Genomic DNA, 23,651 nt, shown 5'->3' with positions numbered 1-23,651 from the left:
GCGCCGAGCGCCGTCGACGCGTTGCCCTGCGGATCGAGGTCGATGACGAGCACCTTCGATCCGTACCGGGCGAGCGCCGCGGCCAGATTGACGACAGTCGTCGTCTTTCCCACCCCGCCCTTCTGGTTGGAGATCGTGAAGATGCGCGTCTGGGCGGGGGAGTGGAGAACCTCTCCCTCGGCGGCGCGGCGGCGGCGCGTCATGTCTTCGAGCTCGCGCGCGAGGGGCGTGCTGAAGTCTTCGTGGTCCGAGGGTTTCACGTGAAACAAATGCTTTCTGGAGCCATGCTGCCGACGCCGGATGGCGCTAGTTCACTGTAGCCGCCACCGCCGACTCGACCTTTACCGTGCGTGCCCATCGGCTGCGGGCGCCGCGGGCGACGGGGATCAGCGGGCGACGGTACCGCGGATGACACGTGTCACGTCGTCGAGGGTACCCTCGCCGAGTATGACGACTTCGGCGTCGTCGACGCCGAAGTGCCGCAGCTCCTTGGCGGCGGCGTGAAGCTCAGCGGCAGCATTCGCTCCCTTGAGGAACACGAACTCGCCTCCCGGGCGCAGCAGCGGAACGGTGGCAGGCAGGAGCGTGCGCAGTGCGCTCACCGCGCGAGCAGTGACCTGGTCGAGCGGCGCGCCGAGGCGCGTGTCCTCGCCCCGCCCGCGAACCACGTCGACATTGGTCAGGCGCAGCGCTTCGACCTGCTCGTTCAGCCACGCGACACGACGTTCCATGGGCTCGATGAGCACGAAATCGACGTCGGGTCGGGCGATGGCGAGCACGAGTCCGGGAAGTCCGGCGCCGCTTCCCACGTCGCCCGCCCGGCCGGGTCGGAACAGCGGCGCGGCGATCGCGCTGTTGAGAATGTGCCTGGACCACAGCCGCGACGGCTCGAGGGGCCCAATAAGCCCGCGCTCCTCGCCGTGCTCGCCGAGAGCCCTGGTGAACTCGCGCGCCAGCTCGATGCGATCGGCGAACAGCAGCGCGGCCGCGGCCGGTTCGGCCTCAATCATCGTTTCACGTGAAACGTCAGGCGCGTGTGATGACGGTGTGGCGTTCGGAACCCTCACCGTGCGAGTTCGAGACGAAGCCGCGATCCGCGACGAGATCGTGCACGAGCTTGCGCTCGTACGACGACATCGGCGGAAGCGCCGCCTGCGCCGCGCCTGCCTCGATACGCGCGACCGCGTGGTCGACCAGCTCGCCGAGCTCCGCCTGACGGGCATCGCGCGAACCGCCGATGTCGAGGATGAGCCGGGAGAACTCCCCTGTCTTGCCCTGCACGGCCAGCCGGGTCAGCTCCTGCAGCGCCTTGACGACATCCGGTTTGGCAAGAGCACCGAGGTCGCCACCGTCGGCGTGGGAGACCGTGATGTAGACGCGATCGTTCTTGGTCTCGATCTCGATGTCGCCGTCGAGATCGGCGATATCGAGCAGTTCCTCGATATAGTCCGCGGCGATATCACCCTCGTCCATGACGCTGTCCGCCATCTTTCCTACCTCTTCCGCTTCGCGCGATTCTTGCTGACCGGCTGCTGCCGCTGAGTCGGCGGGCGCGGCGGCGTCTCCTCGAGAACGGCGAGATCGCCCTCCGCCGCCACCTCGGCGGTCCCGGCCGCGCGGCGGCGACGCGCAAGGCGCGCCTCGCGCGCCTGGGCGGCCTCCGTGCCCGGCGTCGGCATGTTCCTGATGACGATGTATTGCTGCACCATCGTCCAGATGTTCGTCGTGAGCCAGTAGAAGATGACGCCCAGCGGGAAGGCATAGCCCGAGAACAGCATCGCGAACGGCAGGAAGTACATGAGCATCCGCTGCTGGCGGAAGGTCGGACTGGCTTTGACCTCCGGGGAGATGTTCTTCGAGACGATCTGGAGCTGTGTGATGAACTGTGACGCGATCATCAGGACGACGAGGATCGCCGCGATGACCATCACCGCGACCTGATGATCGGCGAGAGCCCCTTGGAAGCTCTGCTTCAGCGGCGCGATGCCGAAGAGCGAGGAGGCGCCGAATGACGCGTACAGCGGCTCGCCACCGACGACGAGGTTCAAGAGTCCAGTGCCCGCCTGGCCTTCAGCGGCCGTGTGGAGCACGGTGTACAACGAGAAGAAGATCGGGATCTGGATGATCATCGGCAGACACGAGCTGAGCGGGTTCGTGCCCGTTTTGCGGTAGAGCTCCATCGTCTCGCGGCTCATCGCCTCGCGCGAGATCTGGTCGCGCTTGCCCTTGTATTTATCCTGGATCTTCTTGAGCTGCGGCGCGACCTCGAGCATCTTGCGCTGGTTGTGGATCTGGCGCACGAAGATCGGAATGAGCGCGGCGCGGATGACCAGCACCAGACCGACGACCGAAAGAACCCAGGTCAGACCGGAATTCGGATCCATCCCGATGGCGGCGAACAGCCAGTGCCAGCCCACGAGGACGGTCTCGACGATCCAGCGCAGCGGCCACAGGATCTGTCCTATGAAATCAGGCATCGGACTCGATCAGCCCTTTCCTTGGGGTGCGGCCACGACGAAACCGAAACGGGTCAGGCGATAGCGTCGGGTGGCACGCAGCGGCACGTCGTCGATGCCCCCCGCCGCCCACGGATGGCACCGTGCGAGCCGCCCCACTGCGAGCGCCCCGCCTACGAGCACGCCGTGCTCCTGCACCGCGCCAAGAGCGTATGCCGAGCACGACGGGTAGTAGCGGCAGACATCGCCGTAGAACGGCGAGATGACGGCGCGGTAGACGCGCAGCAGCACGACGAGCATGTTGCGCGGTAGCAGCAGCAGTGTGATCGCGGCAGTCTTCATCGGGATCCTGCCCTGTAGACGGCGTGGGTGAGTTCTTCCAGAAGGGTAGACCACGAGGCCTGCGCGGATGCCGGGAAAGCCCTAACCACAACGTCGTGACCCGCAGGAATCTGCGGGAGAAGCTGATGCGCGGCCGCTTTGAGGCGGCGGCGCACTCGGTTGCGGACGACGGCCCCGCCAACGGTCTTGCCGACGATGAATCCGAAGCGGACGCCCCCGCTGCCGTTCGACGCGATGTAGGTGAGAGTGCACTCTCCTCCGACGCGCGCGCCGCGCCGCACTACCGCCCGGTAGTCCACGCCGCGAACGATGCGGTTGGTCTTGGCGAGCACCGCCCGCTGCGGCCTACGCCGACAGCTCGGTGCGGCCCTTGCTGCGACGGGCGGCGAGGATCGCACGGCCCGCTCGGGTGCGCATGCGCAAGCGGAAACCGTGCTTCTTGGCACGACGTCGATTGTTCGGCTGGAAGGTGCGCTTCGGCATGGTTGATCGCTTTCGGAAGAGGTCTCGGGTCGCCTGTGCGACACAACCCATTAACGGTACGCGAAAGGGAGGCTGCGATCAAACCGTGCGACTCGACCCGGCCGATGGGTCCGGGCGCGATACACCGAGTCGGCATGGAACCTGTGGAAAGCCGGTGCAATCCATGCGCTGAAAAGGATTTGATGCATCCCAGCGCAGTCGCTACGGTGACAGACACGGTTATCCCCAGGCAGCGTTGCGCAGGCCACCTCCGGCCCCACGTCGCCGAATCCGCAGTGGATAACCATGTGCACAATGTGCATGATGACAGTTGGGAAACCATGGCGAACGACGATGCGGCTCACTCGGCAGTCTGGGGGGCGATCCGCACCGCTCTCGAGACCGACGAGCGCATTACCCCTCAGATGAGGGGGTTTCTCGACCTCATCAAGCCGAAGGGCATCATGGCGGGCACCATCTATCTTGAGGTGCCCAACGACTACACCCGGTCGATGATCGAGCAGCGCGCTCGCATCCCCCTCCTCGCCGCACTCGGAGGCTTGGGCGACGACGCCGGTGTCGCGACGTTCGCCATCGTCACCAACCCCGACATCGAAATGGACACGGCGGATGCAGCGCCGCCGACCTCCGAGATCCCGATCGTTCCCGATACCGGCGCCGCAACCGGCGGGAATTCTCCCGCCAAAGTCGCAAGCACGACCCGCCTCAACCCGAAATACAGCTTCGACAACTTCGTCATCGGCCAGTCGAACCGCTTCGCGCACGCGGCAGCAGTAGCCGTCGCAGAAGCCCCGGCGAAGGCGTACAACCCGCTCTTCATCTATGGCGACTCAGGGCTCGGCAAAACTCATCTGCTCCACGCGATCGGTCATTACGCGATCAGCCTGTACCCCGGTTTACGAGTGCGTTATGTGAGCTCTGAGGAATTCACCAACGACTTCATCAACTCGATCGCGGAGAATCGCGGGTCAGCCTTCCAATCCCGCTATCGCACGGTCGATCTCCTGCTCATCGACGACATCCAATTCCTTCAGGGGAAGGCGGAGACGCAGGAGGCGTTCTTCCACACCTTCAACACACTCCACGACCACAACAAGCAGGTCGTCATCACGAGCGATCTGCCTCCCAAACTCCTCACCGGCTTCGAAGACCGGATGCGCTCGCGTTTCGAGTGGGGTCTCCTCACCGACGTGCAGGCTCCCGATCTCGAGACACGCATCGCCATCCTCCGCAAGAAGGCGCAAAGCGAGCGGGTCCAGTTCCCTGACGAAGTGCTCGAACTCATCGCCACAAAGGTCTCCAGCAGCATCCGCGAACTCGAAGGCGTCCTCATTCGGATCGCGGCGTTCTCAAGCCTCAACCGCTCGCCCGTCGATATCTCCCTCGTGCAGACCGTCCTCAAAGATCTCATCACGCTCGACGCGGACAATGTCATCGCGCCGACCGACATCATCCAGAACACCGCGGACTACTACCGTCTTTCGGTCGACGAACTCTACGGGTCGTCGCGCTCGCAGGAAATCGCAAAAGCGCGCCAGATAGCGATGTACCTCTGCCGCGAACTCACCAGTCTGTCGCTGCCGAAGATCGGCCAGCTCTTCGGCGGCCGCGACCACACGACGGTGATGTACGCAAACCGCAAGATCAGCGAGCTCATCCGTGAACGACGCTCTGTATACAACGAGGTCGCCGAACTCACCACACGCATCAAGCAGGGTCGACGCTGACCTTGTGGATAAGCTGCGAGTCTTAACCTCACAACCGGCCTCCCGCTGTTCACTTCCGGCCCCGTGCTGTGCACTTGCCACTGCCGTCGCGCATCCCCGCAGCCCCCGGATCACGGCCTCTCACACGCTGTCGACATCTCACAGCGATGTAGTTCCCTACTCGTCGCGGCCCGGCGTCGGGTTATCCACATTTTCAACAGCGGTTATGACTGTTAACCCTGCCTCTCTCTCTTCTGAAACTCGACAACCTCAACCCTCGAGTCGACCCTCAACGCCGCCCGGCGGCGTTGTCCGGCCCAGACGATAAGGTGTGAATCGTGAAGTTCACGGCCAACAGAGACGTCCTCAGCGACGCCGTTTCGTTCGCCGTCAAACTGCTTCCACAGCGCACGACGCTCCCTATTCTCAGCGGCATCCTCGTTCGCGCCACTGAGGGTTGGGTCTCGCTGTCGTCGTTCGACTACGAGGTGTCGTCGCAGACCGAGATCGACGCCGACGTCTCAGAATCCGGGGTCGTCCTCGTCTCCGGTCGGCTGCTGTCGGAGATCGTGAGCAAGCTGCCCAACGCCCCCGTCCGGTTCTCGACCGAGGACAACAAGGTCACCGTGAGTTGCGGATCCGCAAGCTTCACCCTCCTCGCGATGCCGGTCGAAGAGTACCCGACGCTCCCGCAGATCGGGGCACCGAGCGGTGTCGTCCCTGCCGACGCCTTCGCTGAGGCCGTCGCGCAGGTCGGTGTGGCCGCATCCCGCGACGATGTGACCCCCGTCATCACCGGGGTGCAGCTCGAGATCAGCGAGACATCGCTGGGCTTCGTCGCGACCGACCGTTACCGTGTCGCGGTCCGCGAAATCGATTGGGACGGCTCCTCCAGCGGCACGACTGCCGCGACAGCGATCGTTCCTGCGCGCACTCTGCAGGAGGTTGGGCGCACCCTCGGCCATGCCGGTCGCATTCAGGTCACGTTCCAGTCAGGTGGAGACCGGGAACTCATCGCGTTCACGGGGGACAAGAAGACGGTGACGTCGCTGCTCATCAAGGGCAACTTCCCACCCGTGCGGCGCCTGTTTCCGGAATCCGTCGACAACTACGCGGTGGTCAACACCGCTGACCTCATCGACGCCACCAGACGGGTGCAGATCGTTCTGGAGCGCGAAGCCGCGCTGCGCTACTCGTTCACCCAGGACGGTCTGATGCTCGAAGCCATCGGCGGCGAGCAGGCGCAGGCCTCTGAGTCGATCGACGCCCTGCTCACCGGCGACGACACCGTCGTGTCGCTCAAGCCGCAGTTTCTCCTCGACGGCCTGAGCGCGGTGCACTCCGAGTTCGTGCGGATCTCGTTCACGAAAACCGACAACCCCAATAAACCCGGCCCAGTGCTCATCACGAGCCAGACGAGCCGTGAGCAGACGGACAGCGATAGCTACCGCTATCTGCTGCAGCCGAACCTGCTGCTGCGCTAGCTCCAAGGAGGGCCATTCATGCACATCGGCCTCATCGGACTCGGGAACACAGGCAATCACATGCGCGCCCGCCTCGGGAAGAACAGCATCGAGGTCAACAAGTACGACACCAACCCGGCGGTCTCCGATGGCGACTTCCTGGTCGCGGACGTCTCGGATGGCATCCGAGGCTTCGAGAACGGCAACGGGTTCCTCGCCGACGGGCACGCGGTCGAATCGGCGGTATGACAGGGTTCCGGTCTCCATCGCGACCTCCGGTCGCGGACGACTAACAGATGAGAGCGCACCGTTGCACGTGAAACATCTGTCGCTGACGGACTTCCGGAACTACCGCTCGGCTGACGTGGAGTTGACCCGGGGAGTCACGGTGTTTGTGGGGCCGAACGGCCAGGGGAAGACGAATCTCGTGGAATCCCTCAGCTATCTTTCGACGCTCGCATCACACCGAACCTCCGATGACCGGGCACTGCTGCGGGTCGGCTGTGACATGGCGATCGTCAGGGCGCTGCTGCGCCATGGTGACCGGGAGTTGCTCGTCGAAGTTCAGCTCAACCGGGCGGCCGCCAACAAGGCGCAGGTCAATCGTGTCGCGATCCGCACCCGCGACCTGCCGCGGTACTTCTCGAGCGTGCTCTTCGCCCCAGAGGACCTTGCCCTCGTCCGCGGCGAGCCCGGCGTGCGCCGGCGATTCCTCGACGAGCTCCTCGTGCAGCGCACACCGCGCCTCGTCGGGGTGCTCGCCGACTACGAGCGGGTGGTGAAGCAGCGCAACAGCCTGCTCAAGTCGGCGCGAGCACGAGGCCTCAGGGTCGACCAGCTCACCACCCTAGACATCTGGGACGAGCGGCTCGTCGAATTGGGGTCGGAGATCATAGACGAGAGACAGGCGCTCCTCGATGCGCTCGCCGAGCCGGTGCGCCGCGGGTACCAGGCCGTCGCCGGCGCCGATCACCACCCCACTCTCTCCCTGCGTCTCAGCACCCGCGGCGCCGACCCGGAAGAAGAGGACGGCGCCGCAGTGAAGATCGGCGAGGCGGCGGCGTCGACGGTCGATCAGTTCCGCGCCGCGCTCACGGGCGCCCGTCGCCGCGAGCTCGACCGTGGCGTCTCGCTGCTCGGCCCGCACCGCGACGACGTTCTCTTCGAGCTCAACGACCTGCCGGCCAAAGGGTATGCCAGCCACGGGGAGTCCTGGTCATTCGCCCTTGCGCTCCGGCTCGGCGCGGCCGAGCTGCTGCGCGCCGAGTCGACGACGGGCGATCCGGTGCTGCTGCTCGACGACGTCTTCGCCGAGTTGGATTCCGGTCGCCGGGCCCTGCTGGCGCAGGCCGTCGCCGATTACGAGCAGGTCATCATCACGGCCGCGGTGCTCGATGACATCCCGCCGGGACTCGGTGCGGGTCTCATCCATATCCAGGCCGGTGAGGTCGTCCCGTGAGCGAGCCCCGACCGGGCGAGGCGGTATCGGCCTACCTCCGGCTCAAGGCGCTCTTCGGCGCGTCGGCGTCGCGCGCGTCGCGCAGGCGCGGCGAGCGCGCGAAAGACAACGACGCTGAGCGGCCGTTCGGCGCGGGACGCGACGCGCGAGCGCTCGGCGACGTGATCGCGAATCTCACGCAGGAGCTCGGCTGGGACTCCGACATCGAGCGCTCGGCGCTGCTGGCGCAGTGGCCCGCCCTTGTCGGTGACGTCCTCGCCGAGAAGACCGAGCCGATCGGCATCGAGGACGGCGTGCTCACCGTCGCATGCGCCTCGACCGCATGGGCGGCACAGCTGCGCACCATGCGCAACGATCTCCTCCGCGCGATCGCCGAGAGGTATCCGGACGCGGGCATCCTCTCGATCCGCTTCAATGGCCCGGACGTACCGTCGTGGAAAAAGGGCCCCAGATCGATTCCAGGGCGTGGTCCGCGCGATACCTACGGCTGAGACCGCAAATCTGTTCACCATCAGCCTTCCAACGCGTCAGAACGCCGTTTCTGCCCCTCCAGGGGCCGCTGCGCCGGTACAATCGGATAGTGAGTATAGAGCGAACTTCGAACGGGTCAGCCGAGTACGGCGCCGACCAGATCCAGGTCCTCGAAGGTCTTGAAGCGGTGCGCAAGCGGCCGGGTATGTACATCGGCTCGACTGGTCCACGCGGCCTGCACCACCTCGTGCAGGAGATCATCGACAACTCCGTCGACGAGGCGCTCGCCGGCTACTGCGACATGATCCACGTCTACCTGCAGAACGATGGCGGTGTGCGCGTGGAGGACAACGGGCGCGGCATCCCCGTCGATATCCACCCCGTCGAGAAGCGCTCGAGCGTCGAGGTCGTCTTCACCGTGCTGCACGCGGGCGGCAAATTCGGCGGGGGCGGCTACGCCGTCTCGGGCGGCTTGCACGGGGTCGGCTCCTCCGTCGTCAACGCGCTCTCGCACCGCCTCGAGGTCGAGGTGAAGCGCCAGGGCTTCGTGTGGCGTCAGACGTACCACGACGGTGTTCCGGACGCCCCCCTCGCCAAGGACGAGCCTTCCGACGAGACCGGGACCACGATCACGTTCTGGGCCAACGACGACATCTTCGAGACCGTCGAATACGACTACGAGACGCTGCGCTCGCGTTTCCAGCAGATGGCTTTCCTCAACAAGGGCCTCACCATCACGCTGGAAGATCAGCGCGAGAACCTCGACGTCGAAGCGGTCGAAGGCGAGGTCGACCCCGAGGCGGACATCGTCAAGAAGGACGTCTTCCGCTACCAGCGCGGCCTGCCCGACTATGTCGAGTACCTCAACAGGACGAAGAAGGCCGAGGTCGTCAACGACGAGATCATCTCCTTCGAGGCGGAGGACACCGAGCGCAAGCTCTCGCTCGAGGTGGCGATGCAGTGGACGGACGGCTACAGCGAGAGCGTCCATACCTTTGCCAACGTCATCAACACGCACGAGGGCGGAACTCACGAAGAGGGCTTCCGCGCCGCTCTCACGACGCTCGTCAACAAGTACGCGCGCGACAAGGGCATCCTCAAGGAGAAGGACGAGAACCTCTCCGGTGAGGACGTGCGCGAAGGCCTCACCGCTGTCATCTCGATCAAACTCGCCGAGCCGCAGTTCGAGGGCCAGACGAAGACCAAGCTCGGCAACACCGAGGCGAAGGCCTTCGTGCAGAAGGTCGTCGGCGAACAGCTCGGCGACTGGTTCGACCGCAATCCCAATGTCGCGCGCGAGATCATCAGGAAATCGCTGAACGCCGCCGCCGCCCGCATCGCGGCGCGCAAGGCGCGCGAGACGGCCCGCCGCAAGGGTCTGCTCGAGGGCGGCGGGATGCCGGGCAAGCTACGCGACTGCCAGTCGAAGGACCCCTCGATCAGCGAGATCTTCCTCGTCGAAGGCGACTCCGCCGGCGGCTCGGCGACCTCGGGTCGCGACCCGATCACTCAGGCGATCCTGCCGCTGCGCGGCAAGATCCTCAACGTCGAGAAGGCGCGCCTCGACCGCATGCTCGCCAACGCCGAGATCCAGGCGATGATCACCGCGTTCGGCGCCGGCCTGGGCGAGGAGTTCAAGCCGGAGAAGGTGCGGTACCACAAGATCGTGCTGATGGCGGATGCCGACGTGGACGGCCAGCACATCACGACGCTGCTGCTGACACTGATCTTCCGCTACATGCGCCCGCTCATCGAGCTCGGCTATGTGTACCTCGCACAGCCTCCGCTGTACCGCCTCAAGTGGTCGAACTCCGAGCACGAGTTCGTTTACTCGGATGCCGAGCGCGACGCGCTCCTCGTCGCCGGCCAGGCGTCCGGCAAGCGCATCCCCAAGGAGAACGGCATCCAGCGCTACAAGGGCCTCGGCGAGATGGACTATGACGAGCTCTGGGACACCACGATGAATCCCGACACCCGCACGCTGCGGCAGGTCACGATGGACGACGCGGCCGCGGCCGACGAGGTCTTCGCCACTCTCATGGGCGAGGACGTCGAATCCAGGCGCCGGTTCATCCAGAAGAACGCGAAGAACGTCCGGTTCCTGGACGTCTAAGGAAGAGCGATGGCAGACGAAGAAGAAACAACCCCTGGCGGCCGCATCGAGCAGGTAGACCTGCAACTCGAGATGCAGCGCAGCTACCTCGACTACGCGATGGCGGTCATCGTCGGCCGCGCGCTGCCCGAGGTCCGCGACGGCCTGAAGCCGGTGCACCGCCGCGTCCTCTACGCGATGTACGACGGCGGCTACCGTCCCGACAAGCCGTTCTCGAAGTGCTCGCGCGTCGTCGGCGACGTCATGGGCCAGTTCCACCCGCACGGCGACAGCGCGATCTACGACACCCTGGTGCGCCTCGTCCAGCCGTGGTCGCTGCGCTACCCGCTCGCGCTCGGCCAGGGCAACTTCGGCTCGCCCGGCAACGACGGCGCAGCCGCCCCGCGGTACACCGAGACGAAGATGGCGCCGCTCGCTCTCGAGATGGTGCGCGACATCACCGAGAACACCGTCGACTTCCAGGACAACTACGACGGCCGCACCCAGGAGCCGACCGTCCTGCCGAGCCGGTTCCCCAACCTGCTCGTCAACGGCTCGGTCGGCATCGCGGTCGGCATGGCGACGAACATCCCGCCGCACAACATGCGCGAGGTGGCGGATGCCGCGCTGTGGGCCCTCGCACACCCCGAGGCGACCCGCGAGGAACTGCTCGAGGCGCTCATCGCCAGGATCAAGGGCCCCGACTTCCCCACCGGCGCGCAGATCCTCGGCGTCAAGGGCATCCAGGACGCCTACCGCACCGGCCGCGGCTCCATCACCATGCGCGCGGTCGTCAACGTCGAGGAGATCCACGGCCGAACCTGCCTCGTCGTCACCGAGCTGCCCTACCAGGTCAATCCCGACAATCTCGCGGTCAAGATCGCCGAACTCGTCAAGGACGGCAAGATCGCGGGCATCGCCGACATCAACGACGAGACCTCCGGCCGCACCGGGCAGCGTCTCGTCATCACGCTGAAGCGCGACGCCGTCGCCAAGGTCGTGCTCAACAACCTCTACAAGCACACGCAGCTCCAGGAGAACTTCGGCGCGAACATGCTCGCCATCGTCGAGGGCGTGCCGCGCACGCTCGCCCTCGACGGTTTCATCACGGCATGGATCGACCACCAGGTCGAGGTCGTCGTGCGCCGCACGCAGTTCCGCCTCGACAAGGCGGAGGCGGACGCGCACATCCAGCGCGGCTACGTCAAGGCGCTCGACGCGCTCGACGAGGTCATCGCGCTCATCCGTCGCTCGCCGGACGTGGAGGCGGCCCGCGAGGGCCTCATGACGCTGCTCGACATCGACGAGCTGCAGGCGAACGCCATCCTCGCGATGCAACTGCGCCGACTCGCCGCCCTGGAGCGCCAGAGGATCATCGACGACCTCGTTGCCCTGGAGGGCGAGATTGCGGGGTACCGGGCGATCATCGCCAGCCCCGAGCAGCAGCGCACGATCATCTCGGACGAGCTCACGGAGATCGTCGAGAAATTCGGCGACGAGCGGCGCACCGAGATCCTGTTCGGCTTCGACGGCGATATGAGCATGGAAGACCTCATCCCGGAAGAGGAGATGGTCGTCACCGTCACTCGCGGCGGGTACATCAAACGCACCCGCAGCGACAACTACCGCCAGCAGCACCGCGGCGGCAAAGGCGTCAAGGGTGCGCAGCTGCGCGGCGAGGACATCGTCGACCACTTCTTCGTCACGACGACCCATCACTGGCTGCTGTTCTTCACCGACAAGGGCAGGGTCTACCGCGCGAAGGCGTACGAACTCCCCGAGGCCGGGCGCGACGCCAAGGGCCAGCATGTCGCCAACCTGCTCGCGATGCAGCCCGACGAGCAGATCGCCGCCGTGCTCGACATCCGCGACTACTCGGCGGCCAAGTACCTCGCGCTCGCCACGCGGCAGGGACTCATCAAGAAGACCGCGCTCGCCGAGTACGACACGAATCGCACCGGCGGCATCATCGCGATCAAGCTCCGCGAGGACGACGAGCTCGTCTCGGCGCTGCTCGTCGAGGAGTCCAGCGACATCCTGCTCGTGTCGAAGAAGGGCATGTCGCTGCGCTTCACCGCGACCGACGAGGCGCTGCGACCCATGGGGCGCTCGACGTCGGGCGTCATCGGGATGCATTTCCGGGCGGGCGACTCGCTGCTGTCGGCATCCGTGGTGTCCGACGAGGGTTACGTCTTCATCGCCACTGAGGGCGGCTACGCCAAGAAGACCTCGATCGACCAGTACCGCACCCAGGGTCGCGGCGGGCTCGGCATCAAGGTCGCGAAGCTCAGCGACGACCGCGGCGACCTCGCCGGCGCGATCATCGTCGACGAGGAGGACGAGGTGCTCGTCGTCCTCGCCTCGGGCAAGGTGGTGCGCTCGGCTGCCTCAGAGGTTCCTCCGAAGGGCCGCGATACGATGGGCGTCGTCTTCGCCCGCTTCGCAGACGACGACCGCATCATCGCCATCGCGCGCAATACCGAGCGCAACCTCGAGGCAACCGCCGACGCCGCGAGCGAGGAAGGCGAGAGCGTCGAAGAGGAAGCCGTAACCACAGCCGATGAGTAGTGTCGCAGCGAAACTGGCCCGGAAGCCGGCCCGTCCGGTCGGGGCCAAGCAGGTCCGCCTCCGCCTGGTCTACATCGACTTCTGGTCGGCGGTGAAACTGTCGTTCCTCGCCTCGCTGGTCATCGCGATCGTCGGCATCGTCGTCTCGTTCATCCTCTGGACGATCCTCAACAACTTCGGCGTCTTCGACTCGCTCTCCGGCCTCGTCGCCGGAATCGCCAACACCGGTGGCAAGAGCGTGACGCAGACGTTCAGCCTCGGCACCGTCATGGCCGGGTCGGTCGTGATCGGCATCCTCGACGTCATCATCTACACGGCGCTCGGCGCGATCATCGCGCTGCTCTACAACCTCAGCGTGAAGATCACCGGCGGCCTGCTCGTCGGATTCACCAACAACTGATCGCCATCGCGGCCTCGCCGCAGCCGATCACGCGCGGATTCGCGTCGAGGACACGCCTCGGGTAGGCTCGACTCTCGTTGTTCGGGGCTATAGCTCAGGCGGTTAGAGCGCTTCGCTGATAACGAAGAGGTCCCAGGTTCAAGTCCTGGTAGCCCCACTCCGAACGGCCACGGGGCCTTAGCTCAGTTGGTAGAGCGCTTGCTTTGCAAGCAAGATGTCAGGGGTTCGAATCCCCTAGGCTCCACTTTTCCGGAGACCCTCCCTCTCCGCCGTCGGAACGGCGTAGTTTCCGATGCATGACGGTCTCGCGAGCGGACGGGCGAGCCGTACGGATCTCGAATCCCGGTAAGCCGCTCTTCGAGAACGGCTTCACCAAGGGCGACATCGTCGAGTACTACCGTGCGGTCGCCACGGCGATCCTGCCTCAGCTGGCTGAGCGGCCGGTCACGCGCATCCGATTCCCGGAAGGGGTCGATCAGGGCGGGTTCTTCGAGAAGAACACTCCGCGCTACGCGCCCGCGTGGCTTCGCCGCCAGCCGCTGACGGCGAACCCGGGCAGCACGAAGCCGGCGAAGACGGTCGTCTACCCCTTCGTCGTCGACGTCGCCGGCTTGGAGTGGATGGCCAATCAGGCCGTCATCGAATTCCACACCCCGCAGTGGCGGATCGGCTCCCGCGGCGGCATCCGCAACCCGGATCGGCTCGTCGTCGATCTCGACCCCGGCGAAGGTGCCGGGCTCGACGAATGCGTGGCAGCCGCCCGGCTGGTCCGGGCTCGGCTTGGCGATGCGGGGCTCGAGGCCTATCCCGTCACGAGTGGCGGCAAAGGCCTTCACCTCTACGCGCGACTTCCCGGTCGCCGCACCGCGCGCGCGGTGCACGCCTGGACTCGGGACCTGGCGCAACGACTCGCCGCGGAGCATCCGGACACGCTCGTCGCGACGGTCGGCAAGGAGCATCGCCTCGGCCGCGTCTTCATCGACTGGAGTCAGAACCACCCGGCCCGCTCGACGGCGACGCCCTACACGCTGCGCGGCAAAGGCGCGGCCCCGACCGTGGCCGCGCCCCGCGACTGGGATGAGCTGGTCCCCGGAGTGGAGCAGCTCGGCCCCGAGGAGGTGCTGGCGCGGCTGCGAGCAGACGACGATCCGACATCAGCATGGGGGTCTCTGCCCTGAGCGCCGTCGAGGTCGCCTTTCAGACGGTCTCCGTCGAGAAGGGGTAGCGCAGGATCGCGACGGCGCGACTCGACCCCGGCAGGCGCGCGGCGCCGACCGGCACCACCGTCGTTCGCGATCGCAGCGCCCCGCGCAGCGCCTCTTCGACGAGGTCGCGCTCGCCGGCGCTCTCTGCCCCGCCCTGATCGACATCGCCGTCGAGGGCCGGCTGGTCGGGGTCCACGAACACGGTGTCGACCGCGCCGGCAGCGGCCGCGGCGGCGATCTGCGGAAGGTCGGTCACGACGAGCTCATGATCCGGCAATTCCTCCATGCGGTGAATGGCGCGATCCAACTCGGCGTCCCGCCACCGCAGCAGGATAGGCGCGGCCGCGACAGCGAGCTCATGCGGCGAGGCTTCGTCGGGGTTGCCGGCGATCGTCTCGTCCAGCAGTTTCGGGTAGGCGGACGCCTCCCGGTAGATGTCGACGATCGGCTCGGCTGCGGCGAGGATGAGCAAGGGCCGTTCTGGCGCAAGCGCCGGCTCGATCGCGTGGTCCACCGCCCGGCTGAACTCGAGGAGACGCTCCTTGGGATCCTCGGAGTTGCGCAGATGGGCGAGCGTATCGCGGTCGCCGCTGAGATCGAGCAGCACGGTCGACTTCAGGTCGCGCGGCAGGTGCGCGACGTGCACCGCGGCGGGGGGCTGCGGCGCAACCCGCACGAGGCGCACGTCGTTCGGTGACAGCGCGAGCACCATCGCAGGAGGTGCGGGCTGTACCGCCCAGAGCAAGGGCGCGACGAGAAAGCGGTCGCCGACGTAGATCTCGCGCCGCTGCTGGACTCCGACGCGGAACACGCTGACCCCGTCCGACGTCGCGAACAGCGCGACGCCCTTCGCCTCCGGATCGTTCGCACTGCCGGAGGAGACGACACCGCGGAGGACGTCCTCGATGGCCCGGACCTCGTCGGCATCGGCCGCGCGGTCGTTGAGGAGATCGACGACGAGGCGAATGCTCTCCGCCGCCCGGCCCGGGGTGTGCATGCTCTCGCCGCTCCACTCCTCGGGATTCGCGTACACCGTCACGCAGTTGCGATCGCGGATCTCGGCCAGCCTCTTCAGGTCGTCGTCGTCGGGTTTGGGCAGCATCGGGACTCCTCCGGTCGGTAATCGGACGCTTCACGATTGCACCGTCGCTCGGGTGGGCGGCAGGGGCGAAGGTCCTGCCTCGCAGACGGTGCCCGGCTGTCGTCAGGCGATGGCGAGCCTGCGGAACAGGAGCACCTTCATGCCGTCGAGTGCGAACGCGAGGCCGACGGCCGCGACGGCGATGACCGCGATGACGGCGATCGGCATGGGCGTCATGAGGACGCCCGCCACGGCGAGCACGACGATGAGGCCCACCTCGGTGACCGACGAGAGCACGACCCAGCGGCTGGGGCGCGAGCTCCAGAGATGGCGTCGCTCGCGGGCGATGTAGAACACCGCCTGCTCGCTGAACATGAGCGTCACGATCGCGAGCGTCTGCAGTGAATCGATATCGAGCCCGAGCGCGAAGCGGCCGACGAGGAGCGACGCGAGGCAGAAGGCCAGGTCGCACAGCCCCAGGATCACGCTCGCCAGCGTGAGATTGCCGATCCGCCACACGTTGGGCTTCGCGGAGCCTCTGACGTGATCCGTCGATGAGGACATCGCGAGGAAATCGCCGGCGACCATCATGAGCACCATGAGCACGGGTGTGATGATCGCGTGGCCGGTGATGAGCAGGCCGCCGAGGAGGAACAGGACCTGGGCGATCTTGTGGATGACGGAGCGCAACGTGTACGTCAGGATCCGCTGGAACGTCGCGCGCCCTTCGGTGATCGCCGCGAGCACGCCCCCGAGTCCGGGCTCGGTGAGGACGATGCCCGCGGCCGACTTGGCGACGTCCGTCGCGGTCGAGACGGCGATGCCCATCTGGGCCTGACTGAGAGCCGGCGCGTCATTGACCCCGTCGCCGCAGACAGCGACGACATGGCCCAGCGACTGGTACCTCTTGACGAGGGCGAACTTGTCTTCGGGGAACACGCCGGCGAAGACGCCGATGCCGTCGAGATCGGCGTCAGAGGGCGGAGTCGTGGGAGAGGCGACGCCTCCGTCGATGCCGACTGCCTTCGCGACGGTCTCCGCCGTGGCGGCGGCGTCGCCGGTGACCATGACCGTGCGCACGCCGGAGTTCGTCAGCCGCTCGACCAGGCCGCGGGCTTCCGGCCGGGGCGGGTCGGTGAGCCCGATGAGGCCGGCGAGACGGAGGGGCTCGGCGGGTCCGACGGCGACGGCGAGCACGCGTTCGCCCGCCGCCTCCATCTCGTGCGCGGCGTCGGCGAGGCCGTCGGACGCCTGCGATCGCGCCGCGACCGACGCGTACGCCCCTTTGATCACCGTGACGGTCGAGCCGTCTGCCGCGGTCGCGGTCGCGCGTGAGAGCTTCAGGTCGGGATCGAACGGCTCGAACGAGGCCTGCGCGAAGTCGGCGTGGCCTCCGGCGGTCATCGCCGCCTCTCGGATGGCGGCATCGATGGGGTCGGCGCCCGCCGCGGAGCTGGCGAGCGCGGCGAGGGCCAGGACAGCAGGGGGATCGAAGCCGGAGGTTCCGCGGCATTCGCCCACGGCAAGGGAGTTGACGGTGAGTGTTCCGGTCTTGTCAGCGCACAGCAGGTCGACGCCCGCCGCCTCGTCGAGAGCTGACAGGCGCGTTGGCAGCACCCCTCGCCTGGCGAGAGAACGTGCCCCGAGGGTCCCGGCGAGAGTGAACATGGAAGGCAGCGCGACCGGGATCGACGCCAGCATGGAGACCACTGCGAGCGGGGCGATCTCGCTGAAGGAGAGGCGCAGAAGGACGGCGTAGCAGACGAGGACCACCGTCACGCCGCCGTTGAAGAGGGCGAGATTGCGCACGACGCGGAAGATCGCCTTCTGCTCGGTGCTCTCGACGTGAGCGGTCCGGATGAGCTCGGCACCGCGCCCCGACCTGGTCCGACCGCCGGTCGCGACGACTTCGGCGGTCGCCTCTCCCCGTCTCACCAGCGCCCCGGCCGGTGCGTCATCGCCGACGCCGGCTTCGATCGGCGCCGACTCGCCCGTCAGCATCGACTGATCGAGCAGCACCGAGCCGGTCACGAGTTTCGTGTCAGCGGGGACGACAGCTCCGAGCGAGAGCGTCACGAGGTCGCCGCGAACGAGGTCAGGGGCGGGCAGCGTCGCCCAGACCCCGTCGCGGAGCACCGACGCGACTGGGGCGAGGCGATCCTTCAAGCCGTCTAGCGTCGCCTGCGCGCCTCTCTCCTGGAAGAAGCTCAGGCTTGCGTTGAACAGCAGCAGGATCCCGACGACCACCGCCTCCGGATACTCCCCGAGAACCACCTGGAGGATGATCGCCGCTTCAAGCAGCCACGGCACGGGCGCCCAGAGGGTACCGAGGGCCCGTCCGAGCACATGCGAATGCTCGTCCTCGATCGCGTTCGGTCCCTCTGCCGCCAGGCGGCGGTGAGCTTCAGGTGTGGTCAGTCCGCGACCGCTGGTCGCATCGCTCATCTCACGGCGGCGGCGGACGCGCCGCGAATCGCAGACCTCACCTCACCACCGCCTCCATCCGCGCGCTCCTGCCTGCCGGAGCCGCATGCGATGAGGCAGACGAGCAGGTGAGGAACGGCACGACAACGAGGAAGACGATCCACGGCGTCGTCCACCGCCCGTTGAGCTTGTGGTCACGGTAGAGATCGGCGATGAGCGCCCCGAGCGATATGAGAAAGGCGATGAGCGCGAAGATCCAGCACAAGAACGACCAGACCAGGCTCCATCCGTCGTTCCAGTCGAACATCATCGGGAGTCTGAGCCGCTGGCTGTTTCGGGTGTGGCCTTCTGGCTCGCGGCGCTGCCGGTCGCGGCCTCCTCCTGGCGGTGCATGATGAGAACCGGGCAGTGCGCACGTTCGGCGCACGCGATGCTCACGGAGCCGAGCAGGATGCCGACGAGCCCGCCATGACCGCGGCTGCCCAGGACGAGCATGAAGGCGTGCTTGCTTTCCTCGATGAGAACGGGCGCCGGCGAGCCCTGAATCGTCTTGCTGACGAGCCCCGCGGGCGGAGTGCCGTCGAATGCCTTCTCGATCGCGCCGGAGAGGGTCAGTCTGGCATCGGTCTCGGGGGACCAGTCCACGACGGGGTACATGCCGTCGATCGGGGGATACTCCCATGTCGTGATCGCGGTGATCGGGGCGTTGAGGGCGCCGGCTATCGTGGCTGCGCGTCGTAGCGCGTCTATCGACGGGTCAGACCCGTCGACGCCGACGAGGATCCTGGTCGAGTCGTCATCGTTGTCCATGCCCGTCAGCCTGAATCCCCCGGATGCCGTGCAGTAGAGCCCAAAGTCCTGCCTGTCTCGGGATGGCCGTTAACTGCCGAGCCGTGCAGTGCAGCGACTGCTGCACGGCGGGCCTGCTGTTCCACGGTTCTATGCGGTGGGGCTGTGGCTTCCGATGGCGACCTTCTTCGGCGAGGAGATCGCCTTGAGGGGCACGGTGACCTTCAGCACTCCGTCATCGAACATCGCCCGGACCCGGCCTATGCGGGGGTTTGCCTGCTCGGCGGCCGGCGCCGAAGACGGCGGCCTGGGTGCGGCGCTCCATGCCGAGTTTCGCCAGCAGGCCGGAGACATAGTTCTTGACCGTCTTCTCGGCGAGCCCGAGGCGCTCGCCGATCTGCCGGTTGGTCAGGCCTTCCGCGATGAGGTGGAGCGTCTGCTGTTCGCGCAGGGTCAGCTTCGTCTCGTCGGTGACCGGCCCAGAGGTCGGCGCCTGGAGAGACGCCCTCACGCTCTCCGCGACGGTGCGAGATATGAGCTGCTCGCCTCGGGCGGTGCGCCGGATGCTCTCGACGAGGTTCTGGCCCCGAACGTCCTTGAGCACGTACCCGGATGCCCCGGCGAGTACCGACGCGACGATGGCGGCATCGTCGTCATAGGCGGTGAGCATGATGCAGCGGATGTCGGGGTAGGCCGAGCGGATGCTGCGGCAGAGGTCGACGCCGTTGCCGTCCGGCAGGTGGACGTCGAGGACGACGACCTCGGGCTGCGTCGCGGCGATGCGTGCGAGGGTGCGGCCGGCCGATTCGGACTCGCCCACGACGTCGAGATCGGGTTCGTTCCCGATGAGCTCGGCGATCCCGCGGCGGACGATCTCGTGGTCGTCGACGAGGAACACCCTGGTCATCGAGGCGCACCGGTCCGGGGCGAGAGCGGGGCATGCCAGCGCGCTCTGGTGCCTCCTGCCGGACTCCGTTCGAGGGCGAACGTCCCGCCGTGCCCCTCGGCGCGCGCGGCGAGATTGGCGGTTCCGCTCGACCGGGTGCTGGCCGGATCGAGCCCGATGCCGTCGTCGTCGACAGTCACCGTCACGGCGAGGTCGCTGACTGCCACGTCGACGACCGTAGTACCGGCCCGGGCGTGACGCGCGACGTTCGCGAGCGTTTCCCGGACGACGGCGACGACATCGTCGGCAAGATCTCCGGTCAGCATGAGATCGACCGGCCCGGCGAAGGTGATGCGAGGCGGCGCCGCGAGGCTCGGAGTGAGCTCGGCGACCACGTCGAGCAGGCGGTGCCGCACGCGTGTCGCGTCCGAGATCGAGCCGCTCTTCAAGGTGAAGACGGCGGTGCGGATGTCGCCGATGGCCGCATCGATCTCGGCGACGTGCCTGGCGATCGCCTCGGCGTGCGCCGGGTCGGCGGCGATCAGCGACTGCAGCCCGAGCCCGGTCCCGAAGAGGCGCTGGATGACATGGTCGTGCAGATCACGGGCGATCCGGCCGCGATCCTCGATCACATCGAGTCGCTGCCTGTCGAGCCGCGCTCGAGCCAGCGCGATGGCGAGCCCGGCCTGAAGAGCGAATTCCGACAAGGTGGCCAGCTCGGCCGCCGAGAAGACCGGGTCGGCGGCTCCCCGCGCGACGCAGAGCGCCCCGCGCGGGCGTCCGGAGACGATCAGCGGCACGGCCACGACCGGGCCGAGCGCGCGCTCCCCGGCCGGTGACGCGCGCTCGGTACCGCGCGGTGACGCGGCGATCTGCCCGGTGGCGATGGCGCGCGCGGCGAGTGAGCCGTCCGCGGCGAAGACGACGCCTTCGACGGCGTTCGCCCCGATTCCTCGCGCGGCGTCGACGTGGAGCTCCCCTGCGCTGGACCCGGGCGCGACGATGGTCACCAGCTCGGCGGGGACGATGGACGCGACGCGTTCGGCGACGACGCCGAGGACGTCTTCGGTGCCGGGTGAGAGGAGCGCGGAGGTGACCTCGGCGAGCGCCGTGCTCAGCCGTTGCCGTCGCTGCGACTCCTCGTAGAGCCTCGCATTGTCGATCGCGATCCCCGCGGTGGCCGCGAGCGCGGTGACGAGCTCCTGGTCTTCGACGGTGAAGGGCCCATCGCCGCGATTCGCGAGGTACAGGTTCCCGAAGACGACGTTGCGCACTCGGATGGGGACGCCGAGAAAGGAATCCATCGCCGGATGATGGGCAGGGAACCCCACCGAGCGGGGGTCCTCGGAGAGGTGCTCGAGTCTGATCGCCGCTTCGCTGTCGATGACGGCTCCGAGGAGCCCATGGCCCTCCGGCAAGCGGCCGATCTCCAGCGCCCGGTCGGCTGGGATTCCGATGTGGATGAACCGTTCGAGGTGTCGATCGGAGTCGATCACGCCGACCGCCCCGTACTGGGCGTCGACGAGAGTCACCGCGGCTTCGACGATCCGCCGAAGCACGTGTTCGAGCTCGAGGTCCTCGACGACAGCCTGGTTGGCCTCGATCAGGCTCCTCAGCCGGCCTTGAGCCGTGAGGACGCGCTGGGCGCGGTCGACCAGCTCCCCTAGCGCGTTCTCGAACCCCGAACGCTCTCCGTCAGGAAATTGAAGGAGGCCCTCGTCCATCGCCTCACCCCAGATGTCGACTGCCCTGAGTCTACGACCGGCTTCTGTTTTCGGGACCTTTGGCCCTGAACTCCGCGCAGCAGCGGTGGGATTCTGGGCGAGACCCGATCGGAGGCGGTCAACGTGCCTGCGCGCTACATCGTCGGAGTCGACGGTTCCGGACCATCGGAGGCGGCTCTCGCTTGGGCCGCCGACCACGCCGAGCGCGCGGGAGCGCCGCTCGTGCTGGTTCACGTCGAGAGCGAAGAGCGCGAATCGGATCCGTATCGCGCTCAGGTGACGCCCCGACCGGAATTCGGCGCCGACGTCGTGCGGCTCGCTCCTCCCGTTCCGTCGGCCTTGGCCCGCTTCGTGCGGGACGACGACCTGCTCGTCATCGGCACCGGAAAGGCGGGATTCATCCACGGCCGCGTCTACGGCGCCCTGGGCATCCAGATCGCCTCCGCCGTCCGCAGCGGCATCGCGGTGATCCCCGAGGTCGACCTTCGGTTCCGCTCCGGGGTCGTGGCCGGCATCGATCGCGACGAGACCGCGTCAGCGGTCTCCGCTGCGGCCGCGACGGAGGCGGCCGCGCGCAACGAGCCGCTGCACCTCGTCCAGTCGGTGCGTTCTGCCGACTGGCGGCTTCCCAGCGCGCCGGATCATGCGATCGAGCGCGCTGAGTCCACCGTGAGGAAGGGTTGGCCCGAACTCGTGGTCCGTGTGCGCGTGACGGCACGCCCGGCACCGGAGGCGCTGCTGGACGTCGCGCGCGACGCAGCGCTTCTGGTGCTCGGTCCGGGCGGGCCTGTTGGCACGTCGTCGTTGGGGCACGTGCTCCACGACATCCTCGTCAATGCGAACGCGCCGGTGCTCATCGTTCGCTGAACGTGGCGCCCGCTTCACGCGCCTGTGCGAGAGCCGTCCGCCTGAGCTGCCGCGATGACGAGCGAGCCGGATGCCTTCCCGGTTCTGAGGTCGTCGATCGCCGCCCCGGTCTGCGCGAAGCCGTATCGCGTGACCTCCGGGACGAGGCGCAGGTTCTGTGCGAGGCGGAGGAAGGCCGCGCCATCCGCTCGGGTGTTCGCGGTGACGGTGCGGAGGTCGCGCTCGTCGAACAGGTTCTGCGTGTAGTCCATGGCAGGGATGTCGGACATGTGGATGCCGGCGAGCATGACGGTGCCGCCGCGCGTGGTCGCCTGCAGGGCGGCGGGGACGAGCTCGCCGGCGGGCGCGAACACGATCGCGGAGTCGAGCGGCTGCGGCGGCGCGGCGGTCGCATCGCCGACGAAGGCCGCACCGAGTCGGCGGGCGAGCGCCCGGTTGGCCTCGCCGCGGGTCAGCGCGTAGACCTCGGCCCCGGCGGCCATCGCGAGTCGGGCGGTGAGGTGGGCGCTGGACCCGAAGCCGTAGATTCCCAGGCGACCTCCCGGAGGGAGCGTCGCACGCATCAGCGCCCGATAGCCGATGATGCCCGCACAGAGCAGGGGAGCGATCGCCACGGGATCCGCGTCGGCCGGCAGCGGATAGGCGAAAGCTTCCGGGACCACGGCGTATTCGGCGAAGCCACCGTCGGCGTCCCAGCCGGTGTAGCGGGAATCCGGGCAGAGGTTCTCGCGTCCCTCTCGGCACCAGCGGCAGACTCCGCAGGTTGTCCGCAGCCAGGCGATCCCGACTCGGTCGCCCGGTTCGAGGCGCCGCACGGAGGCACCGACCGCGGTGACGATGCCGACGATCTGGTGGCCCGGGACGACACCCGCGCGGTGCACCGGAAGCTCCCGATCGATGACGTGCAGATCCGTCCGGCAGACCCCGCACGCCTCCACCCTGAGGAGGACCTCGTCCGGGGCCGTCCGGGGCAGCGGTCTCTCGACCTCGACGAGGACGCCGGTCTCCGATGTCGTGGTCCAGGCCCTCATCGACTCGGCTCGATCTCAGTCGCGCGCCGCATACGACGCGAGGATCGCGGTGATGTCGATGGGCCGGGTCGCCGGCAGCTCGAGGGCGGTCGGATCGATCGGTGCCGGAACGGGTGATGGGCGGTCTGCGGTGGTCATGGGATGCTCCTCGATGCTTAGGTTTGGGCTCATCGTTCTCGTGCCGCGGTGCATCGATAAGAGTCG

The 23,651-nt window shown here is 67.4% G+C and carries 24 protein-coding genes, 2 tRNA genes and 1 pseudogene; 12 read left to right on the top strand and 15 right to left on the bottom strand.

The features are described 5' to 3' along the window. The 7 genes from M7D61_RS04145 to rpmH all read right to left on the bottom strand — a co-directional run. Positions 1-203: AAA family ATPase (locus tag M7D61_RS04145; protein WP_298227905.1), on the bottom strand; the 203-nt coding region annotated here is incomplete at its 3' end. A gap of 183 nt (positions 204-386) precedes the next feature. Then, positions 387-1,010 carry a 16S rRNA (guanine(527)-N(7))-methyltransferase RsmG gene (gene rsmG / locus M7D61_RS04140; RefSeq protein ID WP_298227897.1) on the bottom strand — a complete coding sequence of 208 codons (624 nt, stop codon included), beginning with the start codon at positions 1,008-1,010 and terminating at the stop codon, positions 387-389. Between the two features lie 16 nt (positions 1,011-1,026). Continuing rightward, positions 1,027-1,488 carry a R3H domain-containing nucleic acid-binding protein gene (locus M7D61_RS04135; protein WP_298227895.1) on the bottom strand — a complete coding sequence of 154 codons (462 nt, stop codon included), beginning with the start codon at positions 1,486-1,488 and terminating at the stop codon, positions 1,027-1,029. A gap of 5 nt (positions 1,489-1,493) precedes the next feature. Continuing rightward, on the bottom strand, positions 1,494-2,477 hold the full coding sequence (yidC, locus tag M7D61_RS04130) for a membrane protein insertase YidC (protein WP_298227893.1): 984 nt from the start codon (positions 2,475-2,477) through the stop codon (positions 1,494-1,496). Between the two features lie 9 nt (positions 2,478-2,486). Next, positions 2,487-2,798 carry a membrane protein insertion efficiency factor YidD gene (gene yidD, locus M7D61_RS04125; protein ID WP_298227891.1) on the bottom strand — a complete coding sequence of 104 codons (312 nt, stop codon included), beginning with the start codon at positions 2,796-2,798 and terminating at the stop codon, positions 2,487-2,489. Continuing rightward, positions 2,795-3,130: a ribonuclease P protein component gene (rnpA, locus tag M7D61_RS04120; RefSeq protein WP_298227889.1), complete on the bottom strand. Its 336-nt coding sequence runs from the start codon at positions 3,128-3,130 to the stop codon at positions 2,795-2,797. The genes yidD and rnpA overlap by 4 nt, the downstream gene beginning before the upstream one ends. A gap of 13 nt (positions 3,131-3,143) precedes the next feature. After that, positions 3,144-3,281: a 50S ribosomal protein L34 gene (rpmH, locus tag M7D61_RS04115; protein ID WP_298227887.1), complete on the bottom strand. Its 138-nt coding sequence runs from the start codon at positions 3,279-3,281 to the stop codon at positions 3,144-3,146. 320 nt (positions 3,282-3,601) lie between these two features. Between rpmH and dnaA the strand changes: the two genes are divergently transcribed. The 11 genes and pseudogenes from dnaA (at position 3,602) to ligD (ending at position 14,618) form a co-directional block, all read left to right on the top strand. Beyond that, positions 3,602-5,008, top strand: a complete 1,407-nt coding sequence (gene dnaA / locus M7D61_RS04110; protein ID WP_298227903.1) for a chromosomal replication initiator protein DnaA — start codon at positions 3,602-3,604, stop codon at positions 5,006-5,008. 317 nt (positions 5,009-5,325) lie between these two features. Then, complete coding sequence (gene dnaN / locus M7D61_RS04105; RefSeq protein WP_298227885.1) at positions 5,326-6,471, top strand: DNA polymerase III subunit beta; 1,146 nt, start codon at positions 5,326-5,328, stop codon at positions 6,469-6,471. A gap of 18 nt (positions 6,472-6,489) precedes the next feature. After that, positions 6,490-6,600, top strand: a pseudogene (locus M7D61_RS04100) (NAD(P)-binding domain-containing protein); the annotation flags it as partial. 160 nt (positions 6,601-6,760) lie between these two features. Further along, positions 6,761-7,909, top strand: a complete 1,149-nt coding sequence (gene recF, locus M7D61_RS04095; protein ID WP_298227883.1) for a DNA replication/repair protein RecF — start codon at positions 6,761-6,763, stop codon at positions 7,907-7,909. Further along, entirely contained in the window at positions 7,906-8,400 is a 495-nt protein-coding gene (locus M7D61_RS04090) for a DciA family protein (RefSeq protein ID WP_298227881.1), read from the top strand. Before recF ends, M7D61_RS04090 begins: the two co-directional genes overlap by 4 nt. Positions 8,401-8,489: 89 nt before the next feature. Further along, entirely contained in the window at positions 8,490-10,493 is a 2,004-nt protein-coding gene (gyrB, locus tag M7D61_RS04085) for a DNA topoisomerase (ATP-hydrolyzing) subunit B (protein WP_298227879.1), read from the top strand. Between the two features lie 9 nt (positions 10,494-10,502). Then, positions 10,503-13,040: a DNA gyrase subunit A gene (gene gyrA / locus M7D61_RS04080; protein ID WP_298227877.1), complete on the top strand. Its 2,538-nt coding sequence runs from the start codon at positions 10,503-10,505 to the stop codon at positions 13,038-13,040. Next, complete coding sequence (locus tag M7D61_RS04075; RefSeq protein ID WP_298227875.1) at positions 13,033-13,440, top strand: DUF3566 domain-containing protein; 408 nt, start codon at positions 13,033-13,035, stop codon at positions 13,438-13,440. Before gyrA ends, M7D61_RS04075 begins: the two co-directional genes overlap by 8 nt. An 83-nt stretch (positions 13,441-13,523) precedes the next feature. Next, positions 13,524-13,597: transfer RNA gene (locus M7D61_RS04070), tRNA-Ile, on the top strand. 14 nt (positions 13,598-13,611) lie between these two features. After that, positions 13,612-13,684: transfer RNA gene (locus M7D61_RS04065), tRNA-Ala, on the top strand. Between the two features lie 52 nt (positions 13,685-13,736). After that, a complete protein-coding gene (gene ligD / locus M7D61_RS04060) occupies positions 13,737-14,618 on the top strand; it encodes a non-homologous end-joining DNA ligase (RefSeq protein ID WP_298227873.1) in 882 nt (293 codons plus the stop codon). Positions 14,619-14,637: 19 nt separating this feature from the next. Here ligD and M7D61_RS04055 read toward each other — a convergent pair whose 3' ends face one another. The 6 genes from M7D61_RS04055 to M7D61_RS04030 all read right to left on the bottom strand — a co-directional run bounded on the left by M7D61_RS04055 (position 14,638) and on the right by M7D61_RS04030 (position 21,549). Continuing rightward, entirely contained in the window at positions 14,638-15,747 is a 1,110-nt protein-coding gene (locus M7D61_RS04055) for a hypothetical protein (protein WP_298227871.1), read from the bottom strand. A 102-nt stretch (positions 15,748-15,849) separates the two neighbouring features. Further along, positions 15,850-18,171 carry an HAD-IC family P-type ATPase gene (locus M7D61_RS04050; protein WP_298227869.1) on the bottom strand — a complete coding sequence of 774 codons (2,322 nt, stop codon included), beginning with the start codon at positions 18,169-18,171 and terminating at the stop codon, positions 15,850-15,852. A 37-nt stretch (positions 18,172-18,208) separates the two neighbouring features. Beyond that, positions 18,209-18,457, bottom strand: a complete 249-nt coding sequence (locus M7D61_RS04045) for a hypothetical protein (RefSeq protein ID WP_298227867.1) — start codon at positions 18,455-18,457, stop codon at positions 18,209-18,211. Then, positions 18,457-18,960, bottom strand: coding sequence for a universal stress protein (locus tag M7D61_RS04040; protein WP_298227866.1), 504 nt, complete (start codon positions 18,958-18,960; stop codon positions 18,457-18,459). Before M7D61_RS04040 ends, M7D61_RS04045 begins: the two co-directional genes overlap by 1 nt. Positions 18,961-19,174: 214 nt before the next feature. After that, entirely contained in the window at positions 19,175-19,846 is a 672-nt protein-coding gene (locus M7D61_RS04035) for a response regulator transcription factor (protein ID WP_298227863.1), read from the bottom strand. Further along, positions 19,843-21,549 carry a GAF domain-containing protein gene (locus M7D61_RS04030; protein ID WP_298227862.1) on the bottom strand — a complete coding sequence of 569 codons (1,707 nt, stop codon included), beginning with the start codon at positions 21,547-21,549 and terminating at the stop codon, positions 19,843-19,845. The genes M7D61_RS04035 and M7D61_RS04030 overlap by 4 nt, the downstream gene beginning before the upstream one ends. 123 nt (positions 21,550-21,672) lie before the next feature. On the opposite strand from M7D61_RS04030, the gene M7D61_RS04025 reads away from it, so the two are divergent. Continuing rightward, a complete protein-coding gene (locus M7D61_RS04025; RefSeq protein WP_298227860.1) occupies positions 21,673-22,416 on the top strand; it encodes a universal stress protein in 744 nt (247 codons plus the stop codon). A gap of 14 nt (positions 22,417-22,430) precedes the next feature. On the opposite strand, the gene M7D61_RS04020 is transcribed toward M7D61_RS04025, so the two are convergent. Next, positions 22,431-23,447 (bottom strand): zinc-dependent alcohol dehydrogenase family protein, encoded by a 1,017-nt coding sequence (locus M7D61_RS04020; RefSeq protein WP_298227858.1) that lies wholly within the window; start codon positions 23,445-23,447, stop codon positions 22,431-22,433. A 15-nt stretch (positions 23,448-23,462) separates the two neighbouring features. Continuing rightward, positions 23,463-23,585, bottom strand: coding sequence for a hypothetical protein (locus M7D61_RS04015; RefSeq protein WP_298227856.1), 123 nt, complete (start codon positions 23,583-23,585; stop codon positions 23,463-23,465). Between the last annotated feature and the right edge of the window lie 66 nt (positions 23,586-23,651).

The sequence above is a fragment of the Gryllotalpicola sp. genome (genome assembly GCF_027352875.1).
GTDB lineage: Bacteria > Actinomycetota > Actinomycetes > Actinomycetales > Microbacteriaceae > Gryllotalpicola.
The sequence above is the reverse complement of the archived record's forward strand: the minus strand, read 5'-3'. Positions and strand labels throughout refer to the sequence as shown.